Below are 22,031 nucleotides of genomic sequence, written 5' to 3'. Positions count from 1 at the left end.
TGCCATGAAAAGCGCAGCGCTATATCTCACAACAGTGTTAATTTGGGGCTCTACGTGGCTCGCGATTTCGTTTCAGCTAGGCGATATTGCTGTGGAGCTTTCTTTGTTTTATCGCTTTGCCATAGCAGCTGCATGTATGTGGCTATTTGTGGCCTACAAAAAGCCTAATATGCGATTTTCGTTAGTCGATCATGGCTTTTTTGCTTTATTGGCCATTTCTAACTTTGGCTTAAATTATTTGCTTTTGTATTGGGCACAAAACTACCTTTCATCGGCAATGGCCTCTATTGCATTTTCAATGTTGCTAATAATGAACATAGTCAACACCCGTTTATTTTTTGCAAAGCCCATTGCCAAACGTATTTACTGCGGCGCGCTAATCGGCGTGGTGGGTATTATTTGTCTGTTTTGGCCGCATTTACAGCAATTCGACTTGAGTAATGGGGCGTTGGTCGGGTTACTACTTGCCCTTGGGGGTACCTTTGTGGCTTCATTGGGCAATATGATTAGTGTACGTAATTCTAATCATCAAATAGGTGTGCTGCAGGGTAACGCATGGGGCATGTTATATAGCGCAGTAGGTTTAGCCGTTTATGTATTAATAAATGGTATAACGGTCAGTTTTAGTGCCCCTACCAGCTATTGGCTGTCGCTATTGTATTTATCGGTTTTTGGCACTGTGATTGCATTTGGCTGCTATTTTGCCTTGTTAAAAAACATTGGCCCTGAAAAAGCAAGCTACGCCATAGTGCTGTTTCCGCTAGTGGCCGTTGCATTAAGCAGCTTTTTTGAAGGCTTTGAATGGCATGCAAACACCTTTGCCGGCTTTAGTTTAGTACTACTGGGTAATGCAATTGTACTTACCCCCACAAAAAGAATTAACGCCTTTTTAGCAAGCCGCTGCGTTGCTAAAAATGGCTCCGTCCCCAGTTAGAGGCGTTTTTAACGCACTAACACAAAAGCGCCTACCCTACTGTAGGCGCTTTTTTATTGGTATATGGAAATTAATAGCCTGCTCATGAATAGCAATAACCGCGGGCGTAACACCTACTAGCTCGCCATCGGCCTCAATTAATAAATTTTTAGTATTAATACGCGCCTGTTTGAATTGGCTATAAGTAAGCTTTTTTAAAGTATGGTGGCGCTTAAAAATTAATTTAATAAAGCTATATAAGTGATCAACAAGACTACCCGCTTGCATTTGGTAGCAATCAAGCAGTCCATCATCAATTTTAGCCCTAGGTGCTATTTTAATGCCGCCACCAAAATACTGAGAGTTCGCAAATACAGTTATTAAATTTTGATAGCTACATTGCTTATTTAAAAATGCTCCATTTAGTGTGCTTGCTTTGTAAGTAAAGAGCGATTTAAAACTCGTCCACTTATAGCGCCAAGCTGACATGCTTTGTAAATGACCCAACTGCTTAATTACATGAGCATCAAAACCAACACCAGCCACATTAATAAAGTAACGAGTATTAATTTTACCTACATCAATTAAGTGTGTGGGGGCATTAAAAATAGCGTTTTGCCACTGTTTAGCTGTGCAATGAAAGCGACGCGCAAAATCGTTGCCCGTACCACAAGGTAATATTGCCAAACTACATGCACTGTTAATCACGCCATTAAGTGCCAAATTAAGCGTGCCATCGCCACCAATAGCCACTGCTATTTGGCTTTTTTGTGCATTCAATTTAACGTTTGCTAAGTCGTACTCAAAATTGCCTGTCGTTTTAACCGTAATATAGAGAATATTTTTCTTCTGGCATGTTTTTTTAAGCCAATCAAAGTGTTCTAACACCACGTTTTTTACGCTCGGTTTAACTATTATTAACAACTGCAAGTAATTTACCTCCTATTAGCCAGTACGCCAGCATAAATAAGAATTAAGTTAAAATTAATTTATCTGAATAATTAATCATAAAAGTGCGTAAAAATTTACTAAAAACATTAAAAAACACAAAAAACACTTATAAAACAAATTAAAACCTAGTTCCCCTAGTTAAATAACTATGCAAAATGGGCACTTGGTAGTTTTAATTAAAAACAAAACAATGCAAATTCAGATAAAAATAACTAATAGCCAAGCCTTAGTTTATATTGTTGTATTTTTAAACAAAAAAGAGTCAAAATGCTCGCGATTTAAACACATACACCTTGGAGCAAAGACATGAACCCAATAAACACCCTAAACCAAAATGCAGCAGCCCACGTTGGCGTAAAACCAACTAACCGTAAAGCTAAAATGCTTGCTAAATTAAACCGTATGGGCAAAAAGTTAGCATTAAACAGCGCCGCGCAATACAAATAATCAACCTTGTTATGATTATTAAGCAGGGGCAGTAAACAACTAACCACTATTGAAAGCGCTTCTTTAGCTCCCTTAGTTTGCTGCCACCCTTTAATTTTTAGTTTAAATCCTTCTAATTTCCCTCTATTTACAAAAAAAACCGTAATTACGCCTACTTTTTAAGCAAACAGTTTATTTGCTATTTACACGACGGTATCACCTAAGTATTATTCTGCGTCACGGAGAGATGGCAGAGTGGTCGAATGCACCGGTCTTGAAAACCGGCATAGGTTTGTAGCCTATCTAGGGTTCAAATCCCTATCTCTCCACCACTATTTAATTAATGGTATGAATAAACTACCGTTAATACAATCTGTTATGCGTTGGAGAGGTGTCCGAGTGGCCGAAGGAGCTCCCCTGCTAAGGGAGTATAGAGTTTGTAGCTCTATCGAGGGTTCGAATCCCTCCTTCTCCACCATTTCTTATTAAAAACCGCTTAGTTGCGGTTTTTTTGTGCCTGAAATTTAACAGCCAATGTAGCCAAGGAGGGTGAGAATCCTCGCTAGGGTTCGATAAAATGTCTGGAACACTTTAAGCCGCCGTAGGCGTTGCAAAGCAATTAATTACATGGATGTAATTAAGCTAATCCCTCCTTCTCAACCATTTCTTATTAAAATAGGTGAATCAAAACACATTGAATACACTGGGTAGTTACGGCATTATTAATAACAACTCCACTAACGTAAGTTTAATTATGTTTCGTTTAATTGCATCTTTAATAGGCCTTGTGGCTTTAAGTACACACGCAGCCCAAGACATTACGGTTTATAAATGCACAATTAAAGGAGTCGCTACATTTAGCCAAACACCCTGTGCTGACAATGCAGAAGTTATTAAGCTAAAACAGCCACTAGTTGCCGATAAGTACGGCAATAATGCAAACTCACCCGCAATGCCCGGTGCCTCTGTAGATAACTACATTGAGATTAAAAAAATTGATCGTGAAATTAAACGCCACCAGCTTACTATCAAAAACTATAAAGAAGACTTAGCCGACGCCAAACAACAAGCCAGCTATGTTACTCAAGATCAAGCTAATAGAATGGGCGCCGAATCAATAGCCGATGCGATAGCCACTAAAACTACGGCGATTCAAAACCGCTATAACGCATTAATTAGCGCTGTAGAGCAACAAATCTCTATTTTACAGCAGCAAAAACAGCAGCTGAGCAAACAACCTTAACTGCTAAATAAGCAGTTTACAGGTTGCGCAAGGTACACTTTTACAACATATATTAAAAAATACCGCAAATAACATACTGTTCGCTATACTGATATTTAAAATTAAGTACTTTTAAAAAGTCAGGGAGCTATGTGAAAAATTTTAACTCAAAATATCATTCAGTTATCTTTTACATAATTTTTTCATTAGCGTACTTTTTAATTGGTATTTCACTCACTAAACTCGCCTTTAATACTCAAATTATCCCGGTATGGTTACCTGCAGGCATTGCCTTAGTTGGATGCTATATGTGGTGGTGGCGCTTCATTCCAGCGCTTTTTATAGCAGCCTTTGCTTTTAACTTTAATATTTTTGACAGCACAGCTCACGATATGGTGTTGGTTGGCAATACCTTCAGCCAAGCCATGTATATTGCTATTGGCATTGTATTGCAGGCAATGGTGGGGGCTGGTTTACTTAAATATTGGCTTGGGCACCCGCTGTATTTTAAAAAACGCGCAAGTATCATTTATTTTATTTTTGTTGTGGGCATTGCGGTTAGTTTAATTTCAGCAAATTTTGGGGTGTTTGCGCTGAGCCAATTTAACTCCGCATACGATATTAAAGATCATTGGCAAAATGTGTTATTTTGGTGGCTAGGAGACTCATTAGGCGTAATTATTGCCACTCCTCTGCTATTGGTGCTTACTCAGTTTAAGGGGCAAAATAGGCCTATATCGCCGCTGCCTACGTTAGCGGTATGTAGTATTTTATTTGTATCTGTTGCAGTAACTACTCAGCTTTATAACCAAGAAAACAGACAAAATACCGTTAAAGTCGCCGAGCGAGAAGCTCACATTATTGAAAATAGCTTATATCGCTACATCAACCAAAGTTTAATAGCGGTGCAAAGCTTAGCCAGCCAAGTACAATCTAACCCTGATTTAAACCAACAAGACTTTTACGCCTACGCCAGCGAGTTACTGACGCAGCATTCGTTTATTAAAGCGCTTTCGTGGAATCAAAAAATAGCGCAAAGTGAGCGAGCTTCGTTTACCCAAGAAGTTGCCGATATATACCATCTAGACTTTGAAATTGTCGGCGAGCCCCTTGAGCCAGACGATCCGATGGTCATCGTTAAATACATTGCCCCTTTTAATGGCAACCAAAAAGCGGTTGGTTTTAATGTGTACTCAAACCCAGACAGAAAAGCATCGCTAGTAAACCCTGCAATTAGGTATCAGCCAGTCAGCACTAAAATTATTCAGTTAGTGCAAACAGCTGAGCCTGAGCCCGCCTATCTGCTATTTGCCCCCGTGTACGAACAACAACAGCAAAAAGCTACTATAAAGGGGTACGCCACAGGTGTGTTTTTAGTGCGTAATATTATTGAGCAAGCGATTAACGAGCAACAATCAGAGATGTTTTCTATTGCGTTTTATGAAGATGTAAATAAGCCCGCTTTTTATAGTAACTACGGCAAAAGTTTAAATATCGCTCAGGGCAGCCGTGTTATGAAACTAAAGCTCAGCTTTGGTGGGCAAACATGGAATACACATTTAGCCTTAAAAGAGAAATACCTTGCCCCCCATAATAACCAATTAACACTGTTTTTAATGGCCTTACAATTGGTGGTATGTGCCTTAATTTTAATTGTTTTACTGCTTTTTAATCAGCAACAAATTGCCCTTACCCGAAAAGTCGCAGAGCGCACCCATTCGCTTGCGCAAGCTAAAAAGCAATCTGACTTAGCTAATCAGGCTAAAAGCCGATTTTTAGCCAATATGAGCCATGAAATACGCACACCATTAAATGCAGTTATTGGCTTTTCGTCATTAGCGCGCAAAGAAGATAACGCACACACTCTTATTGGTTACTTAGACAAAATAAACTCTTCATCTAAAAGCTTACTAAACCTGATTAACGATATACTCGATATTTCAAAAATTGAATCACATAAGCTCAAGCTAGAAAGCACAGCGTTCGACCTTCATGCAATTATTAAGCGTATTAACACAATGTTTGAGGCCAGTGCAGCCAATAAAGGCATTGGCTGGCAGGTTAACAGTCATCTTCCAGTAGATACTTGGTATGTAGGCGACCCTTTACGCTTTGAGCAAGTAGTGCTAAACCTTTGCAGCAACGCAATAAAATTTACAGAGCAAGGCAAAGTAGAGGTAGACTTTAGCGGAGAGTTTATCAGTACTGACAAAGTTAAAATAACAGTAACCGTTATAGATACGGGTATTGGCATAGAGCCTACCCAGCAGTCCAAGCTATTTAGTGCCTTTACCCAAGCAGACGACTCAACATCAAGGCGATACGGTGGCACAGGCTTGGGCTTAACTGTCGTAAAAGAGCTCAGTAAATTAATGGGCGGTAACGTCACATTACAGAGCGAACCAAACGTTGGCTCTACGTTTAAATTTGACGTTGAGCTTCGCACCAGCCCAGTACAAGAGCAAGCCGAGCTTGTATACTCGGGTACTAAATTGACGGCTTTAAAAGTGCTAGTAGCAGAAGATAACCCGGTAAACCAAATGGTAATTAAAGCCATGCTAGGCTCATTAGGTATTGTTGCCCATATTGTCGAAAATGGCGAAGCGGCAGTAGATATAGCAAAAGAGCAACACTTTGATTTAATTTTAATGGACTGCCAAATGCCAATAATGGATGGTTACAGAGCCACCGCCCTAATTAGGCAATTTAAAAGTGAGGTAGAGCTGCCCATTATTGCGCTGACCGCCGATGTTATGCCTGAGGATAAAGCCCATGCTCAAGCCGTTGGTTTTAATCAGCATCTTGCAAAACCGCTAGAACTGGTTAAGCTAACCGCGTGCTTAGCCCAATACGCCGAAATTGAAGAGCACTAATACAATAATGCGCTAAATAAATGCGCTTGTGTTAACTTAGTTTAAAACGCCACCACCCACTATAAAGCAGCCCAAGGTAAGCAGTAATGGCAACTTTTACCCACCAATGGTTTAGTGATATTAACCAGATAGACGTACACGAATGGACTCGATTATTCGGTAATGAACCTTTTACCCGCCATGCATTTTTATATGCATTAGAGCAAAGCCACTGTGTAAACAAAGAGACAGGCTGGCAGCCTCAGCACTTAGCGGTTTATGAAGCTGACAAATTAGTCGCACTCGCACCTGGGTATTTAAAAAGCCACTCTTACGGAGAGTATGTTTTTGATTGGGCATGGGCAGAAGCCTACGAGCAACACGGATTAGCCTATTACCCTAAATGGCTAAGCGGTGTGCCCTTTAGCCCCATTGAAGGCCAGCGTATTGCCATTGCACATACGAATACACAAAGCGTATACGAGTACATAAAAAAGCAATTAAATTTAAGGAGTGTGGAGCAAGGTTGGTCTGGCTGGCATGTTAACTTTTGCCCAAAGGTTCAAGTTCAAGCCCTGTGTACTGACGATATAATGCAGCGCGTAGGCGTGCAGTTTCTATGGTTTAATAAAGGCTTTAAAACCTTTGACGATTTTTTAAATACACTCACCGCACGCAAACGAAAAACGCTAAAAAAAGAGCGAGCTAAAATAGCGCAGCAAAATATTTCCATTGAATGGCTGCAAGGCTCGCACCTAAGCCCTGAAACAATGCAGCTATTTTGTGAGTTTTATCAGCGTACTTATTTAAAACGTTCTGGGCATTTAGGGTATTTAAATATTGAGTTTTTTACTTTATTACAGGCACTAATGGGCGATCAGCTAATTGTTATGCTTGCCAAAAAAGACAACAAAATAGTGGCAGCAACGCTAAGCTTACAAGGTGAAAATACCTTGTATGGCCGCTATTGGGGCGCTAGCGAAGAAATAGACTCCCTTCATTTTGAGCTGTGTTACTACCAAGGGATTGAATTTGCGATTAAGCATAACTTACATTGCTTTCACTCAGGCGCTCAAGGTGAGCATAAAATACCTCGTGGGTTTGAGCCTGTTTTTACCTACTCTAGCCACCATATTGTTGAACCCGACTTTAGAGCAGCAATAAACGACTACCTAAAGCGAGAACGCCAACATATGACAATTTATAAAACGCAGTGCGCTGATTTACTGCCGTTTAAAAACCAATAACTGATTGTTAGCTGGCATAGCTGTATCACTTATGAGTGTAAGGCCTGCTTGTGTTGCTAATTGCTCTATGGCCTCAAAATCACGAATGCCGCTAAATGGGTCACGCTGTGTTAAAAAGCGATCGAACTCTTCATTACTTGCACTTGTAAACTGCCCTTGGTATTTGAAAGGGCCATAAATACACACTACACCTTGGCTTGCTAAGTGCGTTAAAACCCCTTTAAAAAATTGCTCAACCAACTGCCAACTTACAATATGAAACGTATTTGCTGTGTAAATGGCATCTACGTTATTTACCGGCCATGCATAATTCAAATCAAGCTCAAGAGGGCCGTGTAAATTAGTTAAATTTGCCTCCTTATGCCATAAATTTATGCCCTCATGGTTTATACGGCGATCACTTGCATACCACTGTAAATGCGGTAATTGCTCAGCAAAAAACACACTATGCTGCCCCGTACCCGAGCCTACTTCGAGTACCGATTTTGTCTTATTAAAAACCGTTTTAAGCACTTCTAAAATAGGACCCTTATTGTTTTCACACGCTTGTGAGAAAGGTTTGATCATGACCTGCACCAATATTGAAACTTATTGCACAACATTAACGCAAAAAAATGACACTGAACAATTAAAGTTTTATAGATAATTTATAAAAGTGAGTTAATTCATGGCACTAAAATAAAAACAAGGCGATGGTATGTATTATGCTTTAATTAAATCAACCCTAAGTAGGGTGTATTACCAATATTAAGTACGAGGATAAAATTATGCATACCCCCCCTTACACCGCTGTAGACGCTGTGGTCTCAGTGACAGAAAAAAGCACCGAAAAACCAAGTAGCACCTGTGATAGTAGAGCCACTGTAATCGACTTACTTTCTCACTGTAACCAAAATCAACAGGCGCTAAAAAAACATGAAACAGACCAAATATTCATTCTTGGCTATAATTGATACTCAATTAAACGCTGCAAATAATTTTTATAATAACTGTTTACACTGAAACCGATTAAATGTAATGATAACTATTATCGTTAACTTAAATCGGTTTTTTTATGTCTCCCTTTCAGGCATTACAGCCTTATCATCATGAACTTGCTTGTAACTGCTTACGCCCGGGCTTACATGCGCCTATGGTGGTAGCTCACTACATAGAAACCGCTTTAAACGTTGCTAAAAGCTTTGAAAAACAGCGTAACCCCTTACTACAAGAGTTATATTTATTACGCACTCACCATGAAATTATCAATAAAATGTGCGACCCTCTAATACACAATGCCATTCGTAAGCAGTGCCTTGAGCAATTATATAAACCCTTATTGGCATTAAAACGCTTTTACTATGCACATAACGATACTGAAAAATTTTTAAAACTTGAGCGCGAAGCTCGCGTACTCAGTCACGAATTTAACCCTTTTTAAGGAGCGACTTATGAGCAATTTTAGAACCGAATCCGACAGCATGGGTGAATTACAGGTCCCTAGTGATGCGCTATACCAAGCGCAAACCCAGCGTGCAGTTAACAACTTTGCTATTAGCGGCTTAACTATGCCAAAACAGTTTGTAACAGCGCTTGCATACATTAAACAAGCTGCAGCACAAAGTAACTTTGAGCTAAATCACTTAAGTAAAAGTAAAGCCAACGCTATTGAGCAAGCATGCCAACAAATTATTGATGGCGAGCATTACGAGCACTTCCCGGTTGATATTTTCCAAACTGGCTCAGGCACCAGCTCGAACATGAACGCGAATGAAGTTATCGCAACGCTTGCAACCCGCATTGGTAATGAGCCAATTCACCCCAACGATGATGTAAATATGGGGCAAAGCTCTAACGATGTTGTGCCTACAGCCATTGCACTAAGTAGTGCTATTAACGTAGTTTATGAATTACTGCCATCTGTTGAAAAACTATCGCAGAGTTTAGAGCAAAAAAAGGCAGACGTTGGCAAAATAGTTAAAACTGGCCGTACGCATTTAATGGATGCCATGCCCGTTACGTTTGAGCAAACGCTAAGCGCCTGGCAATCACAAGTAAATAATGCAGCTTCCGGTATTCGCTATAGCTTAGAGCGAGTATGTGAGCTTGCCCAAGGCGGGACGGCTGTTGGCACGGGCATAAATGCTGATGGCGAATTTGCCTCAAAGTTTGCTAAAAACTTAAGCGCAAATGTGGGCATAAGCTTTAAGCCAAGCAGTAACTTTTTTTACAATATTGGCTCGCAAGATGCCATTGTAGCGCTCTCAGGTCAGCTAAAAGTACTCGCTGTAGCACAAATGAAAATAGCCAATGACTTACGCTGGATGAACTCAGGCCCACTTGCCGGGCTTGGCGAAATAGAGCTTGAAGCACTGCAACCAGGCTCATCGATTATGCCGGGTAAAGTAAACCCGGTGATCCCAGAAGCGGCAGCCATGGTAAGCGCTCAAGTTATAGGTAACGATGCAACCATCACCGTGGCAGGCCAAGCCGGTAATTTTGAGCTAAACGTAATGCTACCTGTTATTGCGCACAATATTTTACAAAGCATTGAGTTACTTGCTAATAGCGCCCAAGCATTGGCAGATAAAGCCATTGCGAGTTTTAAAGTAAACCAGCCCAATATTGATAAAGCACTGGCCAAAAATCCTATTTTAGTGACTGCGCTTAATCCGGTGATCGGTTACGAAAAAGCAGCCAAAATAGCTAAGCAAGCCTACAAAGAAGCCCGCCCAATTATTGATGTCGCAGAGCAAGAAACCGACCTTCCACGCAGTGAATTAGAAAAACTGCTTAACCCCACTAAACTTACCCAAGGCGGTTTATAAAGGTAAATCTAAAACGGCTTTAATTACTTGATAATATAGTTTTTATTGCCGTTAAAAATGCACCGTGTATGATAGTGATGAATAATTCATCACTATCAAGGTTTGTTATGCGTACTCCACTGTTAGTCCTACTTTTACCACTTTGTTTAACTGCATGCCTCGAAACAACATCGCAAGATGCACCAACTAACTCGGTGAACGAGCTTAAAGAAGTACCGCATAAAGAAGTACCTCAACAAACCAGCAGTGAAAACAAGCACAAAACCCCTACTGATGCATCACAACCCATAAAAACCGCTTTAAAAGCAGTATCACTTAACGACATTAAAACCGCAAAAAGCGAGCTTAATACGTTAATTGCCAATACACAGTGCGATACCTCTGCACAATGTAAGGTTATGCCTTTAGGAAGCAAAGCTTGCGGCGGACCAAGTGATTATGTTGTTTACTCAACAAAATCAGCTAAAGAGGGGCAAGTCAGTTCGCTTGCAAAGCAAATAACAACGCTTGAAAAAGCCTACAACACACAAAATGAAATGATGAGCACGTGCCAGCATTTAACTTCGCCAAGCACGCAGTGTGTTGAAAATAAATGTGTTAAACTTGAAGGTTCAGCGGTAAGTGTATTTTAAGGACAAGGTTATGAGTTGTTTACCATCAGCAATTAAATTATCAATTGTGAGTGTTGCCACCAGCGCTATGCTATTACTTAGCGGCTGTGCAAGCACATCATCAAGTACTGAGCAAAATCAGAATTTGTCTGACTTGAACTACGATCTTAATAACATTGTTAGTGATAATAGTTGCACCGCAAGCTTTCAATGTAAGGTACTCGAAGTAGGTGCACGAGCATGTGGTGGGCCAAGTAAGTATGTTGTGTATTCAACACTTAATACCTCTCAAGAGCACGCCGAAGAAGTTGCCCAAAAAATTACACAACAACAAAAAGCGCAAAACAAAGCGCAAGGTTTAACCGATTGCTCGCCGGTACTTGAGGTACAAACTCTGTGTATTAATCAGCAATGCCAGGCATTTGATATAAAATAGCGCAAACGCCAATTTCAGCGTTAACCTATAAAAGGTATTAACGCTGAAATAACCACCACCAGCACCACACTAATTCCTGCTTTAACAATGTATTTCATTGGCATTTCTTTTTTTACCCAGTACGCATAAATAAATCGCACAAAGTAACTTGCAGCTGTGCCAAATAAAGCAAAAATAATTAAGTAAGCAATTAAAATAATATTCATATAAATCTAAATTAACTACTTAGTGTTTTTAGTATGAGCAATTAATAACTCTGCTACTTGTTGCTTTACGGCTCGCTTATCATCACTTTGGACATTAAACCGCGTTGCTAGTTGGGCTATTTCATCATCGTTTAAATTAAACGATAGGCGCTGACGTGTTTTTTTAGATTTCACATCTAAGCCTAAAATTTTACGGATCATATCTGAGGGCGTAAGCTCTTGGTCAATGGCCTGCTTTTTTATCGACTTTTGTACTTCGCTGCTTAAATCAAATGCCATTTGTGTGGCACGCACGGCTTGCTCTTGACGTAACCACTTATCTTTAGCATCACTCACTTCGCATCTCCTGGAAACAAGTCGACTATATCGGTAATTGGGCGTGTTAGTGTTAGTGACACTTCGGTCTCACCGCCATCCCATATTTCAATATTTAAGCCATGCCCTTCGTCTGGCGATGCTAAGCAAATCATTTCACAAGGTTCACCACCCTCTTGCTCATAGCGCGGTAATGACTGGCCACGAAAATCTTTGTTATGGAAATAGCACACATAAGGCGATTCACTTTGCTGATAGCTTTTAGCTAAAAACTGCATAAACTGCTCTGGCGTATTTTGCACCTGTATATGGGTTAACGACTCTTCATCAAAAATACGTGCAAATTCGTCTAGCCCAAATATTTGCTCTACGTCGTCACGCTGAATTTTGATTGAAAAATTAGCCCACTGCTCGCCATCATCTTGCTCAATTTGTAAAAATACCACCTGTCCGCTGTTCGTCTCAAGCACAAACTCAGTATCACTACTGTGTTGATATTGATAGGTTTGAATATCAATAACACGCAGCGTTTGCCCTTTTAACCACGACGGATACGCAAATGAATCGATAACGCTAAACATGTCACCTTTTTTAAGCTCACTTGCGTGGTTAAGCTGACGTTCTGGCTCTTTTTTAGATTTGAAAAAATTAAACATAATGAGGCATCCCTTAAGCAAAAAAGGTAACTAAGCCACGCTTAATTACCTTTTATTATAAATGTACGAACTATTAGCCGTTTTGCTTGGCTTTAATGCGCGCTAAAATATCAGCACTTTTTGGGCTTGTATCGCCAATACCGGCTTCAGCCATTTTTGCTTTTAAATCGTCGCCATTTGTATCTGACTCAAGTTGCTTAGCAGCGCCTAACTGGTCACTACGATCTTGCTGGCGCTGTTTAATACGCTCAAGCGACTGACGAGCCGATGTCATAGACGAGCTATTAGTATTAAGCGTGCTGTTTACCGCCATTGTTGCTTGCTGTACGCTTTCTGTGGTTTTAACCATAGTAAGCTGACGCTGGTTTTCTTTAATTGACTTTTCAGCGTCTTTAACTTGTTGTTTAAGCGCTACAATATGATTGCTAAAACCTGCTAGTACTTGCTCGTTTTCAGCTTTTTCAGCTTCAAAGTCGCCAATTTTTTCGGCAATTTCTAATGCTAAGGCTTCGTTGCCTTTTTCAAGTGCTTGGCCTGCATATGCTTCGTGCTCAGCAATTGATGCATCAACTGCGCTAATTTTACGCTTAGTTTGCATTTCTTTAGCCATTACTTCTGTAAGGCTCTTTTTAGCACGATTAAGTGCATTTTGCGCATCTGCTATTTCTTGTTCAAAAATACGAATGCCGTTTGCATCTACAATTGCTTCGCCCGCTTCACGCGCGCCGCCACGTACTGCTGTAAATAATTTTTTTAATATACTCATAATCTTAACTCCACTAACTAGTTACTAATCGTTTAAATACAAGGTCACGGCTTCTAGTGCGTCAATAGCGTTGTCAGCTAGTGTCACTAGTTCGTGGGTAATATCATCTAATGATGAATTTACCGACAGTGCACCAAAAATCGCGTATTTGTTATCGATTTTAGCAAATGCACTCAGTGGAATTGGCACGTTTAAACGTAGTAGTGTTTCGTTTAACTCATTGCGTAATTCACTTTTTACTTCATCTTCGCCAAACAAGTAGCTAATACATAACAACTGCTCTTGTGTTTGCGTAACAAAAATTGGAAGCTCATCGTTTCCATCAACTATGACTTGTAAAACATCTTGCTCACCAGGGTTGGCAATCAAGAAAGACTCAAAGTTAGCGCCTTCTGTTTCAAAAGAAGCTAATTTTATTGAAAGTTCATTTAATTCCATGTCTCTGCCTTTTTGCTGTTTGACATATTATGTCTGAGTTAAGATTCGCACGGTCGACATATTATGTCAACCATGTTTTATTAATTTTTATACAATTCGCTTTCTATCTGCCACGCATTACGGTAGTAATCATATAGCTGACCAGAACCTAACCTATTGACCTCAATACTTTTAACTTGTTCAAAATACTGGTTAGGAAATACAAAGCTGGCTAATAAATATTCTTTACTTACCCACCTTGATGGCACCGGCATAGCGCTTATATTTTTAATTCGCCCACTGGCTGGCTGACCCATTTTAGTGGCTATTGTCCACCCCCATTGCCCAAACGAAGGAATATTTTGCTGGTACTGCTCAACATAATCAAAACCCGCCGCTTTTACCGTTTTAGCAATACTTAAAAATGCTTTTTTGGCATGATAAGGCGAGGTAGACTGCACAGCCATTGCGCCATCGGGAGCTAACAATTGACGTACATGGTTATAAAAATAGTCGCTGTACATTTTGTTTAAATCGGGATGATTAGGGTCCGGCAAGTCAATTAAAATAGTGTCAAATTGCTTACCTTGATCAAGGAGCCTTTCAACCTCTAAAAACGCATCTCCCACAATAATATTGGCGCGTGGGTCTAACATCGATTGTTTATTTAGCGCTAATAACCGCTTACTTATAGACTCAGGCGCTGTAAAATCACCGTCTTTATGGCCAAATAAATTAAGCAGCTGTGCATCTAAATCAATTAACGTTACGTCGTTCACTGGCCACTTTAAAACATCTCTAAGGGCAAGCCCGTCGCCACCACCAATAATTAATACGCTATCGTGCCGGTTTGATGCGAGCATTGCCGGATACACCAGCATTGAATGATATATTTGCTCATCAATACTCGAGAACTGTAAACGCCCATTTAAATACAAGTCGGTAATAGGCGCTGGCTGGTTTTTACTTAAGCGCTCGGTTAATACTACATGCTGGTATTTAGTTGCTTGTGAGTAAATAACTTTATCTTTATAAAGTACATTACTTAAGCTGTTCATCCAGCTACTTCCCATCACTAAAATAAACCCAAACAGTACCAGTAATACTATATGGCAGATCAGTAGTGCCTTAGCAAAGCGCACATGAGCATGGTAGCGCCATAAAAAGGCGAGCCCTGCCAGTATATTAAAAAGAGCTGTCCACGCTGCAGCTTGCATTATAGGCATCGCCAGCATAATGCTTACCCAAATAGCCGCACCAATACCCGCGCCAATATAATCGGCACCATAAATAGTGCCTGCATTGTTTTCTAAAAAACGCCCGTACACATGTTGGCGAATACGTGCAATAAGCGGTATTTCCATACCAATAAATAAACCCAGTACTAATCCAAACACATAAGGTAAAAAGCGTGACCACTCTTGCAGCTTTTGAAATACATAGCCATTGAGCACAACATCTGGAGGTAAATTAAAAATACTAGAAAACAAATGAGGAAGTGAATAACTTACAGCAATTACACCGGCTATTGCCAAAATACAGCCCATGCCAACCAGGGCAATAATACTTTCAAGCCAAGCAAAGGCGGTAAAGGCATCTTTAAACCAACGGGCTAAAAATGCGCCTAAGCCCATGGCAACTATCATTGTGCCAATCATGGCATAGATAGCACTCTCTACAGAGCCCAGTACCCGCCCTGCGTAATGCGAAAGTAAGTATTCATAAATAAGGCCGCACCCAGCGAGTACGGCCATAACAGTTATTAGTAAAATATCGTGCCCAAGTAAACGTGATTTACTTGGGCTAGTTGTAGTTGATGACACTGATTATGCGCCTAGTAAGGTTGCCATAGTAATACCGACAGCAAACGACACTGCAGCAGAAATAGCACCTACACCTACATTTTTCTGACGGTTAACTTCATCTGAAATATCACAACCTGATAAAATTATTTTGATGGTGATTAAATGCAAAATGATGAATGCCACTAAACTTACAATCGCGCTAATAGCCCAATAAAGCAGGCTAGCATTAATGTTATCGGCCGCATACGGTGCAATACCTGATGCCGCAGTAATAGCTAAGGCACTTCCTACTAAAAAGCCTGCGTAGCGTATACCTACAGCTAAATTGCCATCAATAATGGCTTGTTGTAAACAATCACCGCTTTTATTGGTACGCTTAAATAATTGTACGCGGTATTGGCTTACAAGCAGTAGTGCAACACTGCCAATAATAAAGGCAGCAATAACGATAGGCAGCCCGTGCCACCCCTCTGTTGCTACCCATAAAAGTGCAGAGCGAATCACAATAGCCACACTCACTACATGACCAAAGTCGATAATAGAGGCTGTTACATTACCTTTTACAATTTCGTCGTGCAGGCTGACTTTGCGAAGCGCGACCTTATCTTGAAAAAAGTGGCCTAATTTAATCAGTACAATGGCTAATACACCATAGCCTAGCATTTGCAGGGCTTCTTGTTGTAACGACGCAGCAAAGGCGCCACTACTCACACCCGTTAATACAATGGCAAGTGCAACTAAGCCTGCCGCAAAGCTAATACCAAAAGCAAAGTTATCGCGTTCTGTTATTTCGTCATTTGCATGAAGGTTTGAAACCCAGCCCTTAATGTATTTCAGGCTTACAAATAACAACACGATAATTGCAAAATCAATCGCCAAAGCTTGTAGCGACCACGTAGTTATTCCATTAAATTCGTACATATTTCTAACTCCAACTTATTCTTTACTTACCACGGCTCACGCCACGAGAGGTTCTGCTACCGCTATTGCGTACCGATCCAGAGCTGTTGCTATAACTACTCGAACGCGAGTAACTACTGCGGCTTTTAGGCGGTGTATAACTACTGCGGCTTAAACCCGAGGCACCCGTTTTTTTGCTCGCATAAGGGCTAGTAAACTGTTTGCCTTGGCGTTGGTACGATTGACGCGTACGCGTTTCTAAAGCACTTTGCGTTTTAATTTGTTTAGGGCTTGAGTAACGATAGCGGCCGTAATCGTTGTAATAGCTATATTTACGGCGGCTGCTCCAACGTCCGTATTCAACACGGTCAAATACATCGCCTAAAATACGGTACATGCCATACCACTGCCAAAAGCTAATACCATTACTATTAGTTTGCCAGTTACCGTAATTAGGGTTGCCCACCAATTGGTTACCTTCGCCTGCGCCCTCTGCCTCTTTACTAATAGCACCAACGCGCGCAAGGCTGCCCTTAGACATATCGGCTAGCATATTAATCGGGTCCGTTAACGCATCAGAAAACAGCGTAGGCTTAGCCGCCTCACGTAGTAAATCAATACTGTGTAGCGTATCTTCGTAAGGAGGGATTAAATAAGTGCCTTTAATATCTTTAAGTCGTTGTGTTAAACCACTGTAAAGGGCACCCTGCCTTGTAGCATCAAGGGTAATTACATCAACAACCTGACTAAGTTCTGGCTGTTGCTGTTTAAGGAGTTTGCCATATTCTTTAAGCAATACAGCATTACGTATAGTCCCATTATCAAGCGCGGTACCAAGCTGTGCAAGCTCAACATCTGCCTTTTTAATAGACTCTTGAATTGTTTGTTGTAGTTGCTCTTCTTTAGATTGACAACCCATAAGCACTGCAAACAAACAAAACAGGCTCATAAGTTTCCAAGCTTTTATATTCGACATTCATGTCACCTGATTTAATAAATAACCGCATTAGTCTTACACAGGTCACTTATTAAGCCAAGAATGAAATTGCAACAAAGTAAGTCTGCCTAAAATAAAATAACCAGCTATAGTTACTCTATGAATTTAAACACATTCTTTTACTTACAAATTTAGTAAGTAACATCAGCGCTACGCGTAAGCCTTCTATTAATAAATAACAACAATAAGTAATAACTCTTTTAGTGAAAGAGCATGACAGTAAGAAGGGATTTGGCAAAATGTTTCATAGTATTCGTAACAAATTTATTATTATTACGACTTGTTTAATTGTACTAAGCGCTAGTTTTGTTTTTTATTTAGCAATTAATGAGCACGAGGATTTATACCGCCAATCAGTTGAAGAAAACCTCGATGCTATGTCATCAAATATTTCAGATAATTTGTTACGTGTTATGTCGCAAGAGATAGATTTATTTTCTATCACAACTGAGCTTTTGGGGTTAGATAGGTACGAGCACATAAAGTTTGTAAATGTATTTGATAGTAATTGGCAGCTAATACAGTCCTACGTGCACCCTAATTACTTAAAGTACGAGGACTTTTCTCCACAGTTACAAGGGATCAAACCACAAAGTTTGCCCCGTACCGTCAGTGTTACTAATCAAGGCTTAGTTGCCTTAAAAACAATTGGTGAGGAGCAGTTCCCTGTAGGCTACTTATTAATTGTTCAAGATTTTAATAAACCCCTTAATGAAAGCAAAGCGAGCTTATTTTATAGTGCGGCCCCTATCGTTATTTTTAGTATCGTGATCACCATCCTCATCTCTTTATGGATATACCAACATTTATTAAGCCCGCTATTAAAACTTTCTAAATTCACACAAAAAGCAGAAAAAACAACTAACTATCAACTCCAATACCAGGGCTCAGGCAACGATGAAGTATCGCAACTTGGCAAAGATATTAATAACTTACTTAACACTATTAACGCCCAAGTGGTTACTAATCAAAAAAACACCGCACAACTACTAAAGCAAAAACAATCAATGGAGCACTTAGCTAACTTCGATATATTAACTGGTTTGCCAAATCGTATGTTTATTATGGCCTTACTAAAAGAAGAATTAACGCGCTGTAAAAATAATCATCAAAATATAGCTATTATGTTTTTTGACGTAGATAGCTTTAAAGGTGTTAACGATACACTTGGCCATGAAACGGGCGACCTACTTTTAAAGGCGGTAGCCAGTAATATCAAAAAGCACTTACGCGAAAACGATGTTATTGCACGCTTAGGGGGTGATGAGTTTTTAATAATGCTGCGTAATATAAATAATTACACCGACGTTATTAATATTGCGGAGCAAATTATCAGCTCAATGCAAACGCCTTTTACTATTAACCAGTGGGATATACCCACCGGGGTAAGTATTGGTATTGCTCATGCTAAAGAGGCAGAGTTTGATATTAATACGTTAATTAGTAATGCAGACATCGCAATGTATGCCTCAAAAGAAAAAGGTAAAGGGTCGTACACCGTTTTCCATAGAAAAATGTTAGAAAACAGCAAGCGAATGGCTCAAGTGGCGAATTTAATTAGTCATGCAATTGCGCAAAATGAGTTTGAAGTTGTGTATCAGTTAAAAATAGCTGCCAATGGTGAGGCTAATGGCCTTGAAGCCCTTATTAGGTGGCAAAGTGAAGAGCTTGGCTTTATTTCACCAGGCGAATTTATACCCATTGCAGAGCAAGCAGGTAAAATAAAAGCAATCACGCAGTGGGTTGTCTCCAGGGTATTTCAAGATTTACCCACACTAAAGCAAACTATAGGTAACCATGTACTCGTTTCTTTAAATCTATCGAGCCATGATCTTAAAGATAATCACTTTATTGATGTTGTAAAAAATAAATTGGTTAAATACAACGTCGACATTGCAAATATCCAGTTTGAAATAACCGAATCAAGCTATCTCGATAATTTTGAAAACTCCAATGAATTCTTTAACCAAATAAAACAAATGGGCGGGTCTATAGCCCTTGATGATTTTGGAACGGGTTATTCATCGCTAAGCTACCTGACAAAAATAGATATCGATACCATCAAAATTGACCGTATGTTCGTTAATCAATTTGATAGCTCAGAAAAGGATGCGGCGGTATTAAAGGCCATACTCGATTTAAGTAAACGCCTAGGTTTAAAAGTATGTAGTGAGGGTATAGAAACAGCCAACCAGGCTAACTACCTAATTGAAAATGGCAGTGATGAAATGCAAGGGTATTATTTTGCAAAGCCTGTAACCATAGCACACATTCCAGCAGCTAAAGCCCAGGCAAAAGAGGCATTTAAAGCGCTAACTTTAAAATAAGTCAGCGCTACTAGTTAATCATAAATTAAGGCGTTAGCGTTACAACAGTTAGCTCGTCCGGAATTTTTGTATCAGCAGGTAAATAAGCAACTGCATTTTCTTCTTTCAATAAATACGCAATAATTTCTTTAGTCGAGCTAAATTCTACGGGTGGCTTGCTACGCCCTGTAAACCTCATCTGAGCCCAATAAGCCTGAATTCTTGATTCGGTTAAGCCAACCAATTTCGTATTAAAATCGATTCGTAACGGGTTTCCGGCGGGTAAATTTACTGCTTTAAATTGACGACTCATCGCGCCGCCCATATAAATATGGCGAATTTGCTGCTTACTCAAAGCTAAGTTTTTATTGGCCGTATTAACAACAATGATCACTTTAGTGGTATGGCTATTATCCGCGTAGGCTTGTACGCTGATAAACAATAATGACCAAGTAAAAATACACAGCAGTATTATATGTCTAATCACGTAAGTTAACTTAGAGTACATCATCAAAATACCCAATCTAAGCCAATAAGGTAAAGATTCGTTTTTCTATTAAAGCTAACATCCTCAGGGATAACAAAAAAAGAATTACTAACCTCATCGCCCTCTAAAGCAGATACTTCCGCCTTTAATGCCAGATTAGGTAGCACATCCCATCGTATACCGAGTGTCCATGTTTTTAGTGAGTCAGGCGCCGACTCTGCAAACACGCTGTTATAAGCCTGTGCCAGCTGATCAAGCTCTACATTAGCACCAATAGGGATTTCATTCTGATTGGCATTAATTTCTACATCGCTGTCTGCAAAGGTTAAATGATAAGTAAAAGGTGCATCGTTATAGCCTACGGTTAAGTAATAGCTTTGTATAATCGGAATTATATCTAACTGTGTTTTAATCTTTACCCACTCACCTCTAAAAAAATAATCTAAATTATCATAAATAACACCAAATTGATCTGCATGCGCACTGCCCTGCGTTGTCAGCGATGCTGCACTTTGGCTAAAATTAAAATTCTCTAAAATATCTTGTAGTTGGTTAATCGATTTAAGATCTAGCGCTATGTTACCGTTATACCTTGAAGCCCTAAATTCTATATTTTCAATATTCAACTTCCCTATCACACCCACTAAATTATCCACCTCAAAACCTGTTTTAAAAGGGCCTATGCCAATACTTCCCGACTCTTCGCCATAGTACCCTTCAATACTGATATCAAAGTCATCTGAGCCAAATTTGTAAATAGCATCAATACCATTAAATGTTTTAAATAAGTACGTGTCGTATACTTGTTGTGGCGGATTGATCCATGGGTATGCAAACCCTACATCAGAGAAGTCGCTCATTGTAAAAAATGGGGTGCGCAGTTTACCGATTTTTATCTGTAGGTTTGTTGTTGGCGTATAAGTTAAATACAGCCATTCAAGTCCACTCTCACCAGATACCGTTGTGCTATCGGATCTAAATAACCCTTGTGCTGTCACTGACCAGTTTTTATTAAACTGATACTCAGCTTGAAGACCTATTAAACTTGATGGTGAAAAGTTAAGACTGTCGTCGTAGCCTCTATATTCGACATCATTTTCATCTAAATAACCACCAATCACACGCGCGTAGCCTGAAAAATCAAACTCACCCGATTTAGCCGGTAAATGGTGTAGGCTGACGATTAAAACGAATATCTGAAATATTTTATTTCGCATATACACTCAGCAACCTAGATAAAAAGCGCTGAATATTAAAAAGTAACGACATTTTATAATTCTGCAGAATAATTATTATGAGGTATAACTATAGTCAAAGTTAAAGAGTGTGGATCAAAATACTCTGAACTATAAGCTATTATTTTTATACCTCTTAATAGATTAGTTAAGTCAAGAGACTAACTTGTACTGTAATACCAATTCGCTTAATTAAGTGATCTATTTTGAGGGTGGAAAAACGTGTTGATAGCTAGGCAAAATGATTAAGTATTATTGCGTATTGGTATTACTACAAAGAGTTTGAGCTCTGTGTTGTGTTTTATCCGCGGGTTTCGTGATACTCAACCCACGCTACGGTGGTGGTGGAGACTGTGCGAATAATATCTGGAATGTATTTTTCACTTTTCTGCAGACATAAAAAAGCCCGGCTCTTTCGAGTCGGGCTTTCTTGTATTTGGAGCCTGGCAATGTCCTACTTTCACATAGCAAATGCT

At 39.7% G+C, this 22,031-nt stretch carries 23 protein-coding genes and 2 tRNA genes; 13 read left to right on the top strand and 12 right to left on the bottom strand.

Annotated features, from left to right (window positions below; translation table 11 throughout):
• The first annotated feature begins 4 nt into the window (after positions 1-4).
• Complete coding sequence (locus OIZ54_RS18905; RefSeq protein ID WP_264391052.1) at positions 5-934, top strand: DMT family transporter; 930 nt, start codon at positions 5-7, stop codon at positions 932-934.
• 36 nt (positions 935-970) lie between these two features.
• On the opposite strand, the gene OIZ54_RS18900 is transcribed toward OIZ54_RS18905, so the two are convergent.
• Positions 971-1,843 carry a diacylglycerol/lipid kinase family protein gene (locus tag OIZ54_RS18900; RefSeq protein ID WP_264391051.1) on the bottom strand — a complete coding sequence of 291 codons (873 nt, stop codon included), beginning with the start codon at positions 1,841-1,843 and terminating at the stop codon, positions 971-973.
• Positions 1,844-2,170: 327 nt separating this feature from the next.
• Here OIZ54_RS18900 and OIZ54_RS18895 point away from each other — a divergent pair, with 327 nt between their 5' ends.
• From OIZ54_RS18895 to OIZ54_RS18870, 6 genes are all read left to right on the top strand, one after another.
• On the top strand, positions 2,171-2,311 hold the full coding sequence (locus OIZ54_RS18895; protein ID WP_004589025.1) for a hypothetical protein: 141 nt from the start codon (positions 2,171-2,173) through the stop codon (positions 2,309-2,311).
• 220 nt (positions 2,312-2,531) lie between these two features.
• Positions 2,532-2,622, top strand: a tRNA-Ser gene (locus tag OIZ54_RS18890).
• Between the two features lie 53 nt (positions 2,623-2,675).
• Positions 2,676-2,768, top strand: a tRNA-Ser gene (locus tag OIZ54_RS18885).
• A gap of 276 nt (positions 2,769-3,044) precedes the next feature.
• Positions 3,045-3,533, top strand: coding sequence for an RNA-binding protein (locus OIZ54_RS18880; protein WP_264391050.1), 489 nt, complete (start codon positions 3,045-3,047; stop codon positions 3,531-3,533).
• 131 nt (positions 3,534-3,664) lie between these two features.
• Positions 3,665-6,385 (top strand): ATP-binding protein, encoded by a 2,721-nt coding sequence (locus tag OIZ54_RS18875; protein WP_264391049.1) that lies wholly within the window; start codon positions 3,665-3,667, stop codon positions 6,383-6,385.
• 86 nt (positions 6,386-6,471) lie between these two features.
• Positions 6,472-7,611 (top strand): GNAT family N-acetyltransferase, encoded by a 1,140-nt coding sequence (locus tag OIZ54_RS18870; RefSeq protein WP_264391048.1) that lies wholly within the window; start codon positions 6,472-6,474, stop codon positions 7,609-7,611.
• Here the strand turns inward: OIZ54_RS18870 and OIZ54_RS18865 are convergent.
• A complete protein-coding gene (locus OIZ54_RS18865; protein ID WP_264391047.1) occupies positions 7,588-8,178 on the bottom strand; it encodes a class I SAM-dependent methyltransferase in 591 nt (196 codons plus the stop codon). The two genes, OIZ54_RS18870 and OIZ54_RS18865, sit on opposite strands and share 24 nt — an antisense overlap.
• Before the next feature lie 200 nt (positions 8,179-8,378).
• On the opposite strand from OIZ54_RS18865, the gene OIZ54_RS18860 reads away from it, so the two are divergent.
• From OIZ54_RS18860 to OIZ54_RS18840, 5 genes are all read left to right on the top strand, one after another.
• A complete protein-coding gene (locus tag OIZ54_RS18860) occupies positions 8,379-8,564 on the top strand; it encodes a hypothetical protein (RefSeq protein WP_004589148.1) in 186 nt (61 codons plus the stop codon).
• A gap of 101 nt (positions 8,565-8,665) precedes the next feature.
• Positions 8,666-9,031, top strand: coding sequence for a hypothetical protein (locus OIZ54_RS18855; protein ID WP_004589147.1), 366 nt, complete (start codon positions 8,666-8,668; stop codon positions 9,029-9,031).
• A gap of 10 nt (positions 9,032-9,041) precedes the next feature.
• A complete protein-coding gene (locus tag OIZ54_RS18850; protein WP_264391046.1) occupies positions 9,042-10,418 on the top strand; it encodes a class II fumarate hydratase in 1,377 nt (458 codons plus the stop codon).
• Between the two features lie 107 nt (positions 10,419-10,525).
• Positions 10,526-11,050 carry a hypothetical protein gene (locus tag OIZ54_RS18845; RefSeq protein ID WP_264391045.1) on the top strand — a complete coding sequence of 175 codons (525 nt, stop codon included), beginning with the start codon at positions 10,526-10,528 and terminating at the stop codon, positions 11,048-11,050.
• A 10-nt stretch (positions 11,051-11,060) separates the two neighbouring features.
• Positions 11,061-11,465: a hypothetical protein gene (locus OIZ54_RS18840; protein WP_029772226.1), complete on the top strand. Its 405-nt coding sequence runs from the start codon at positions 11,061-11,063 to the stop codon at positions 11,463-11,465.
• Between the two features lie 20 nt (positions 11,466-11,485).
• Here OIZ54_RS18840 and OIZ54_RS18835 read toward each other — a convergent pair whose 3' ends face one another.
• From OIZ54_RS18835 to OIZ54_RS18800, 8 genes are all read right to left on the bottom strand, one after another.
• Positions 11,486-11,671 (bottom strand): hypothetical protein, encoded by a 186-nt coding sequence (locus OIZ54_RS18835; RefSeq protein ID WP_024032117.1) that lies wholly within the window; start codon positions 11,669-11,671, stop codon positions 11,486-11,488.
• Positions 11,672-11,686: 15 nt separating this feature from the next.
• On the bottom strand, positions 11,687-12,007 hold the full coding sequence (locus OIZ54_RS18830; RefSeq protein ID WP_004589142.1) for a hypothetical protein: 321 nt from the start codon (positions 12,005-12,007) through the stop codon (positions 11,687-11,689).
• Positions 12,004-12,642 carry a DUF4178 domain-containing protein gene (locus OIZ54_RS18825; RefSeq protein ID WP_024032119.1) on the bottom strand — a complete coding sequence of 213 codons (639 nt, stop codon included), beginning with the start codon at positions 12,640-12,642 and terminating at the stop codon, positions 12,004-12,006. The genes OIZ54_RS18830 and OIZ54_RS18825 overlap by 4 nt, the downstream gene beginning before the upstream one ends.
• A 73-nt stretch (positions 12,643-12,715) precedes the next feature.
• Positions 12,716-13,408, bottom strand: a complete 693-nt coding sequence (locus tag OIZ54_RS18820; RefSeq protein ID WP_029772224.1) for a PspA/IM30 family protein — start codon at positions 13,406-13,408, stop codon at positions 12,716-12,718.
• 24 nt (positions 13,409-13,432) lie between these two features.
• On the bottom strand, positions 13,433-13,846 hold the full coding sequence (locus tag OIZ54_RS18815; RefSeq protein WP_004589139.1) for a YjfI family protein: 414 nt from the start codon (positions 13,844-13,846) through the stop codon (positions 13,433-13,435).
• An 80-nt stretch (positions 13,847-13,926) separates the two neighbouring features.
• Positions 13,927-15,648, bottom strand: coding sequence for a polyamine aminopropyltransferase (locus tag OIZ54_RS18810; RefSeq protein WP_264391044.1), 1,722 nt, complete (start codon positions 15,646-15,648; stop codon positions 13,927-13,929).
• A 3-nt stretch (positions 15,649-15,651) separates the two neighbouring features.
• Positions 15,652-16,551: a DUF350 domain-containing protein gene (locus OIZ54_RS18805; RefSeq protein ID WP_004589137.1), complete on the bottom strand. Its 900-nt coding sequence runs from the start codon at positions 16,549-16,551 to the stop codon at positions 15,652-15,654.
• A gap of 22 nt (positions 16,552-16,573) precedes the next feature.
• Positions 16,574-17,506: a hypothetical protein gene (locus tag OIZ54_RS18800; protein WP_004589136.1), complete on the bottom strand. Its 933-nt coding sequence runs from the start codon at positions 17,504-17,506 to the stop codon at positions 16,574-16,576.
• 260 nt (positions 17,507-17,766) lie between these two features.
• Between OIZ54_RS18800 and OIZ54_RS18795 the strand changes: the two genes are divergently transcribed.
• The gene (locus OIZ54_RS18795) at positions 17,767-19,854 is read left to right on the top strand and encodes a putative bifunctional diguanylate cyclase/phosphodiesterase (RefSeq protein WP_264391043.1); all 2,088 of its coding nucleotides are present in this window, start codon (positions 17,767-17,769) and stop codon (positions 19,852-19,854) included.
• A 25-nt stretch (positions 19,855-19,879) separates the two neighbouring features.
• Here OIZ54_RS18795 and OIZ54_RS18790 read toward each other — a convergent pair whose 3' ends face one another.
• Together OIZ54_RS18790 and OIZ54_RS18785 are read right to left on the bottom strand one after the other, a co-directional pair.
• Positions 19,880-20,344 (bottom strand): hypothetical protein, encoded by a 465-nt coding sequence (locus OIZ54_RS18790; RefSeq protein WP_054983735.1) that lies wholly within the window; start codon positions 20,342-20,344, stop codon positions 19,880-19,882.
• Entirely contained in the window at positions 20,344-21,537 is a 1,194-nt protein-coding gene (locus tag OIZ54_RS18785; protein ID WP_264391042.1) for a hypothetical protein, read from the bottom strand. The genes OIZ54_RS18790 and OIZ54_RS18785 overlap by 1 nt, the downstream gene beginning before the upstream one ends.
• Positions 21,538-22,031 lie beyond the last annotated feature (494 nt).

The organism is Pseudoalteromonas sp. A3 (genome assembly GCF_025942345.1).
GTDB classification, from domain to species: Bacteria; Pseudomonadota; Gammaproteobacteria; order Enterobacterales; family Alteromonadaceae; genus Pseudoalteromonas; species Pseudoalteromonas atlantica.
Note: the sequence above shows the minus strand (reverse complement) of the source record. Positions and strands in the feature narration are given on the sequence as shown.

Excerpts from the sequence above, each read along its gene's own strand:
- OIZ54_RS18850 (WP_264391046.1), top strand. The coding sequence starts at position 9,042 with ATGAGCAATTTTAGAACCGAATCCGACAGCATGGGTGAATTACAGGTC.
- OIZ54_RS18795 (WP_264391043.1), top strand. The coding sequence starts at position 17,767 with ATGTTTCATAGTATTCGTAACAAATTTATTATTATTACGACTTGTTTA.
- OIZ54_RS18860 (WP_004589148.1), top strand. The coding sequence starts at position 8,379 with ATGCATACCCCCCCTTACACCGCTGTAGACGCTGTGGTCTCAGTGACA.
- OIZ54_RS18870 (WP_264391048.1), top strand. The coding sequence starts at position 6,472 with ATGGCAACTTTTACCCACCAATGGTTTAGTGATATTAACCAGATAGAC.
- OIZ54_RS18820 (WP_029772224.1), bottom strand. The coding sequence starts at position 13,408 with ATGAGTATATTAAAAAAATTATTTACAGCAGTACGTGGCGGCGCGCGT.
- OIZ54_RS18825 (WP_024032119.1), bottom strand. The coding sequence starts at position 12,642 with ATGTTTAATTTTTTCAAATCTAAAAAAGAGCCAGAACGTCAGCTTAAC.
- OIZ54_RS18800 (WP_004589136.1), bottom strand. The coding sequence starts at position 17,506 with ATGTCGAATATAAAAGCTTGGAAACTTATGAGCCTGTTTTGTTTGTTT.
- OIZ54_RS18785 (WP_264391042.1), bottom strand. The coding sequence starts at position 21,537 with ATGCGAAATAAAATATTTCAGATATTCGTTTTAATCGTCAGCCTACAC.
- OIZ54_RS18865 (WP_264391047.1), bottom strand. The coding sequence starts at position 8,178 with ATGATCAAACCTTTCTCACAAGCGTGTGAAAACAATAAGGGTCCTATT.
- OIZ54_RS18815 (WP_004589139.1), bottom strand. The coding sequence starts at position 13,846 with ATGGAATTAAATGAACTTTCAATAAAATTAGCTTCTTTTGAAACAGAA.
- OIZ54_RS18845 (WP_264391045.1), top strand. The coding sequence starts at position 10,526 with ATGCGTACTCCACTGTTAGTCCTACTTTTACCACTTTGTTTAACTGCA.
- OIZ54_RS18790 (WP_054983735.1), bottom strand. The coding sequence starts at position 20,344 with ATGATGTACTCTAAGTTAACTTACGTGATTAGACATATAATACTGCTG.
- OIZ54_RS18895 (WP_004589025.1), top strand. The coding sequence starts at position 2,171 with ATGAACCCAATAAACACCCTAAACCAAAATGCAGCAGCCCACGTTGGC.
- OIZ54_RS18840 (WP_029772226.1), top strand. The coding sequence starts at position 11,061 with ATGAGTTGTTTACCATCAGCAATTAAATTATCAATTGTGAGTGTTGCC.
- OIZ54_RS18835 (WP_024032117.1), bottom strand. The coding sequence starts at position 11,671 with ATGAATATTATTTTAATTGCTTACTTAATTATTTTTGCTTTATTTGGC.
- OIZ54_RS18905 (WP_264391052.1), top strand. The coding sequence starts at position 5 with ATGAAAAGCGCAGCGCTATATCTCACAACAGTGTTAATTTGGGGCTCT.
- OIZ54_RS18880 (WP_264391050.1), top strand. The coding sequence starts at position 3,045 with ATGTTTCGTTTAATTGCATCTTTAATAGGCCTTGTGGCTTTAAGTACA.
- OIZ54_RS18805 (WP_004589137.1), bottom strand. The coding sequence starts at position 16,551 with ATGTACGAATTTAATGGAATAACTACGTGGTCGCTACAAGCTTTGGCG.
- OIZ54_RS18855 (WP_004589147.1), top strand. The coding sequence starts at position 8,666 with ATGTCTCCCTTTCAGGCATTACAGCCTTATCATCATGAACTTGCTTGT.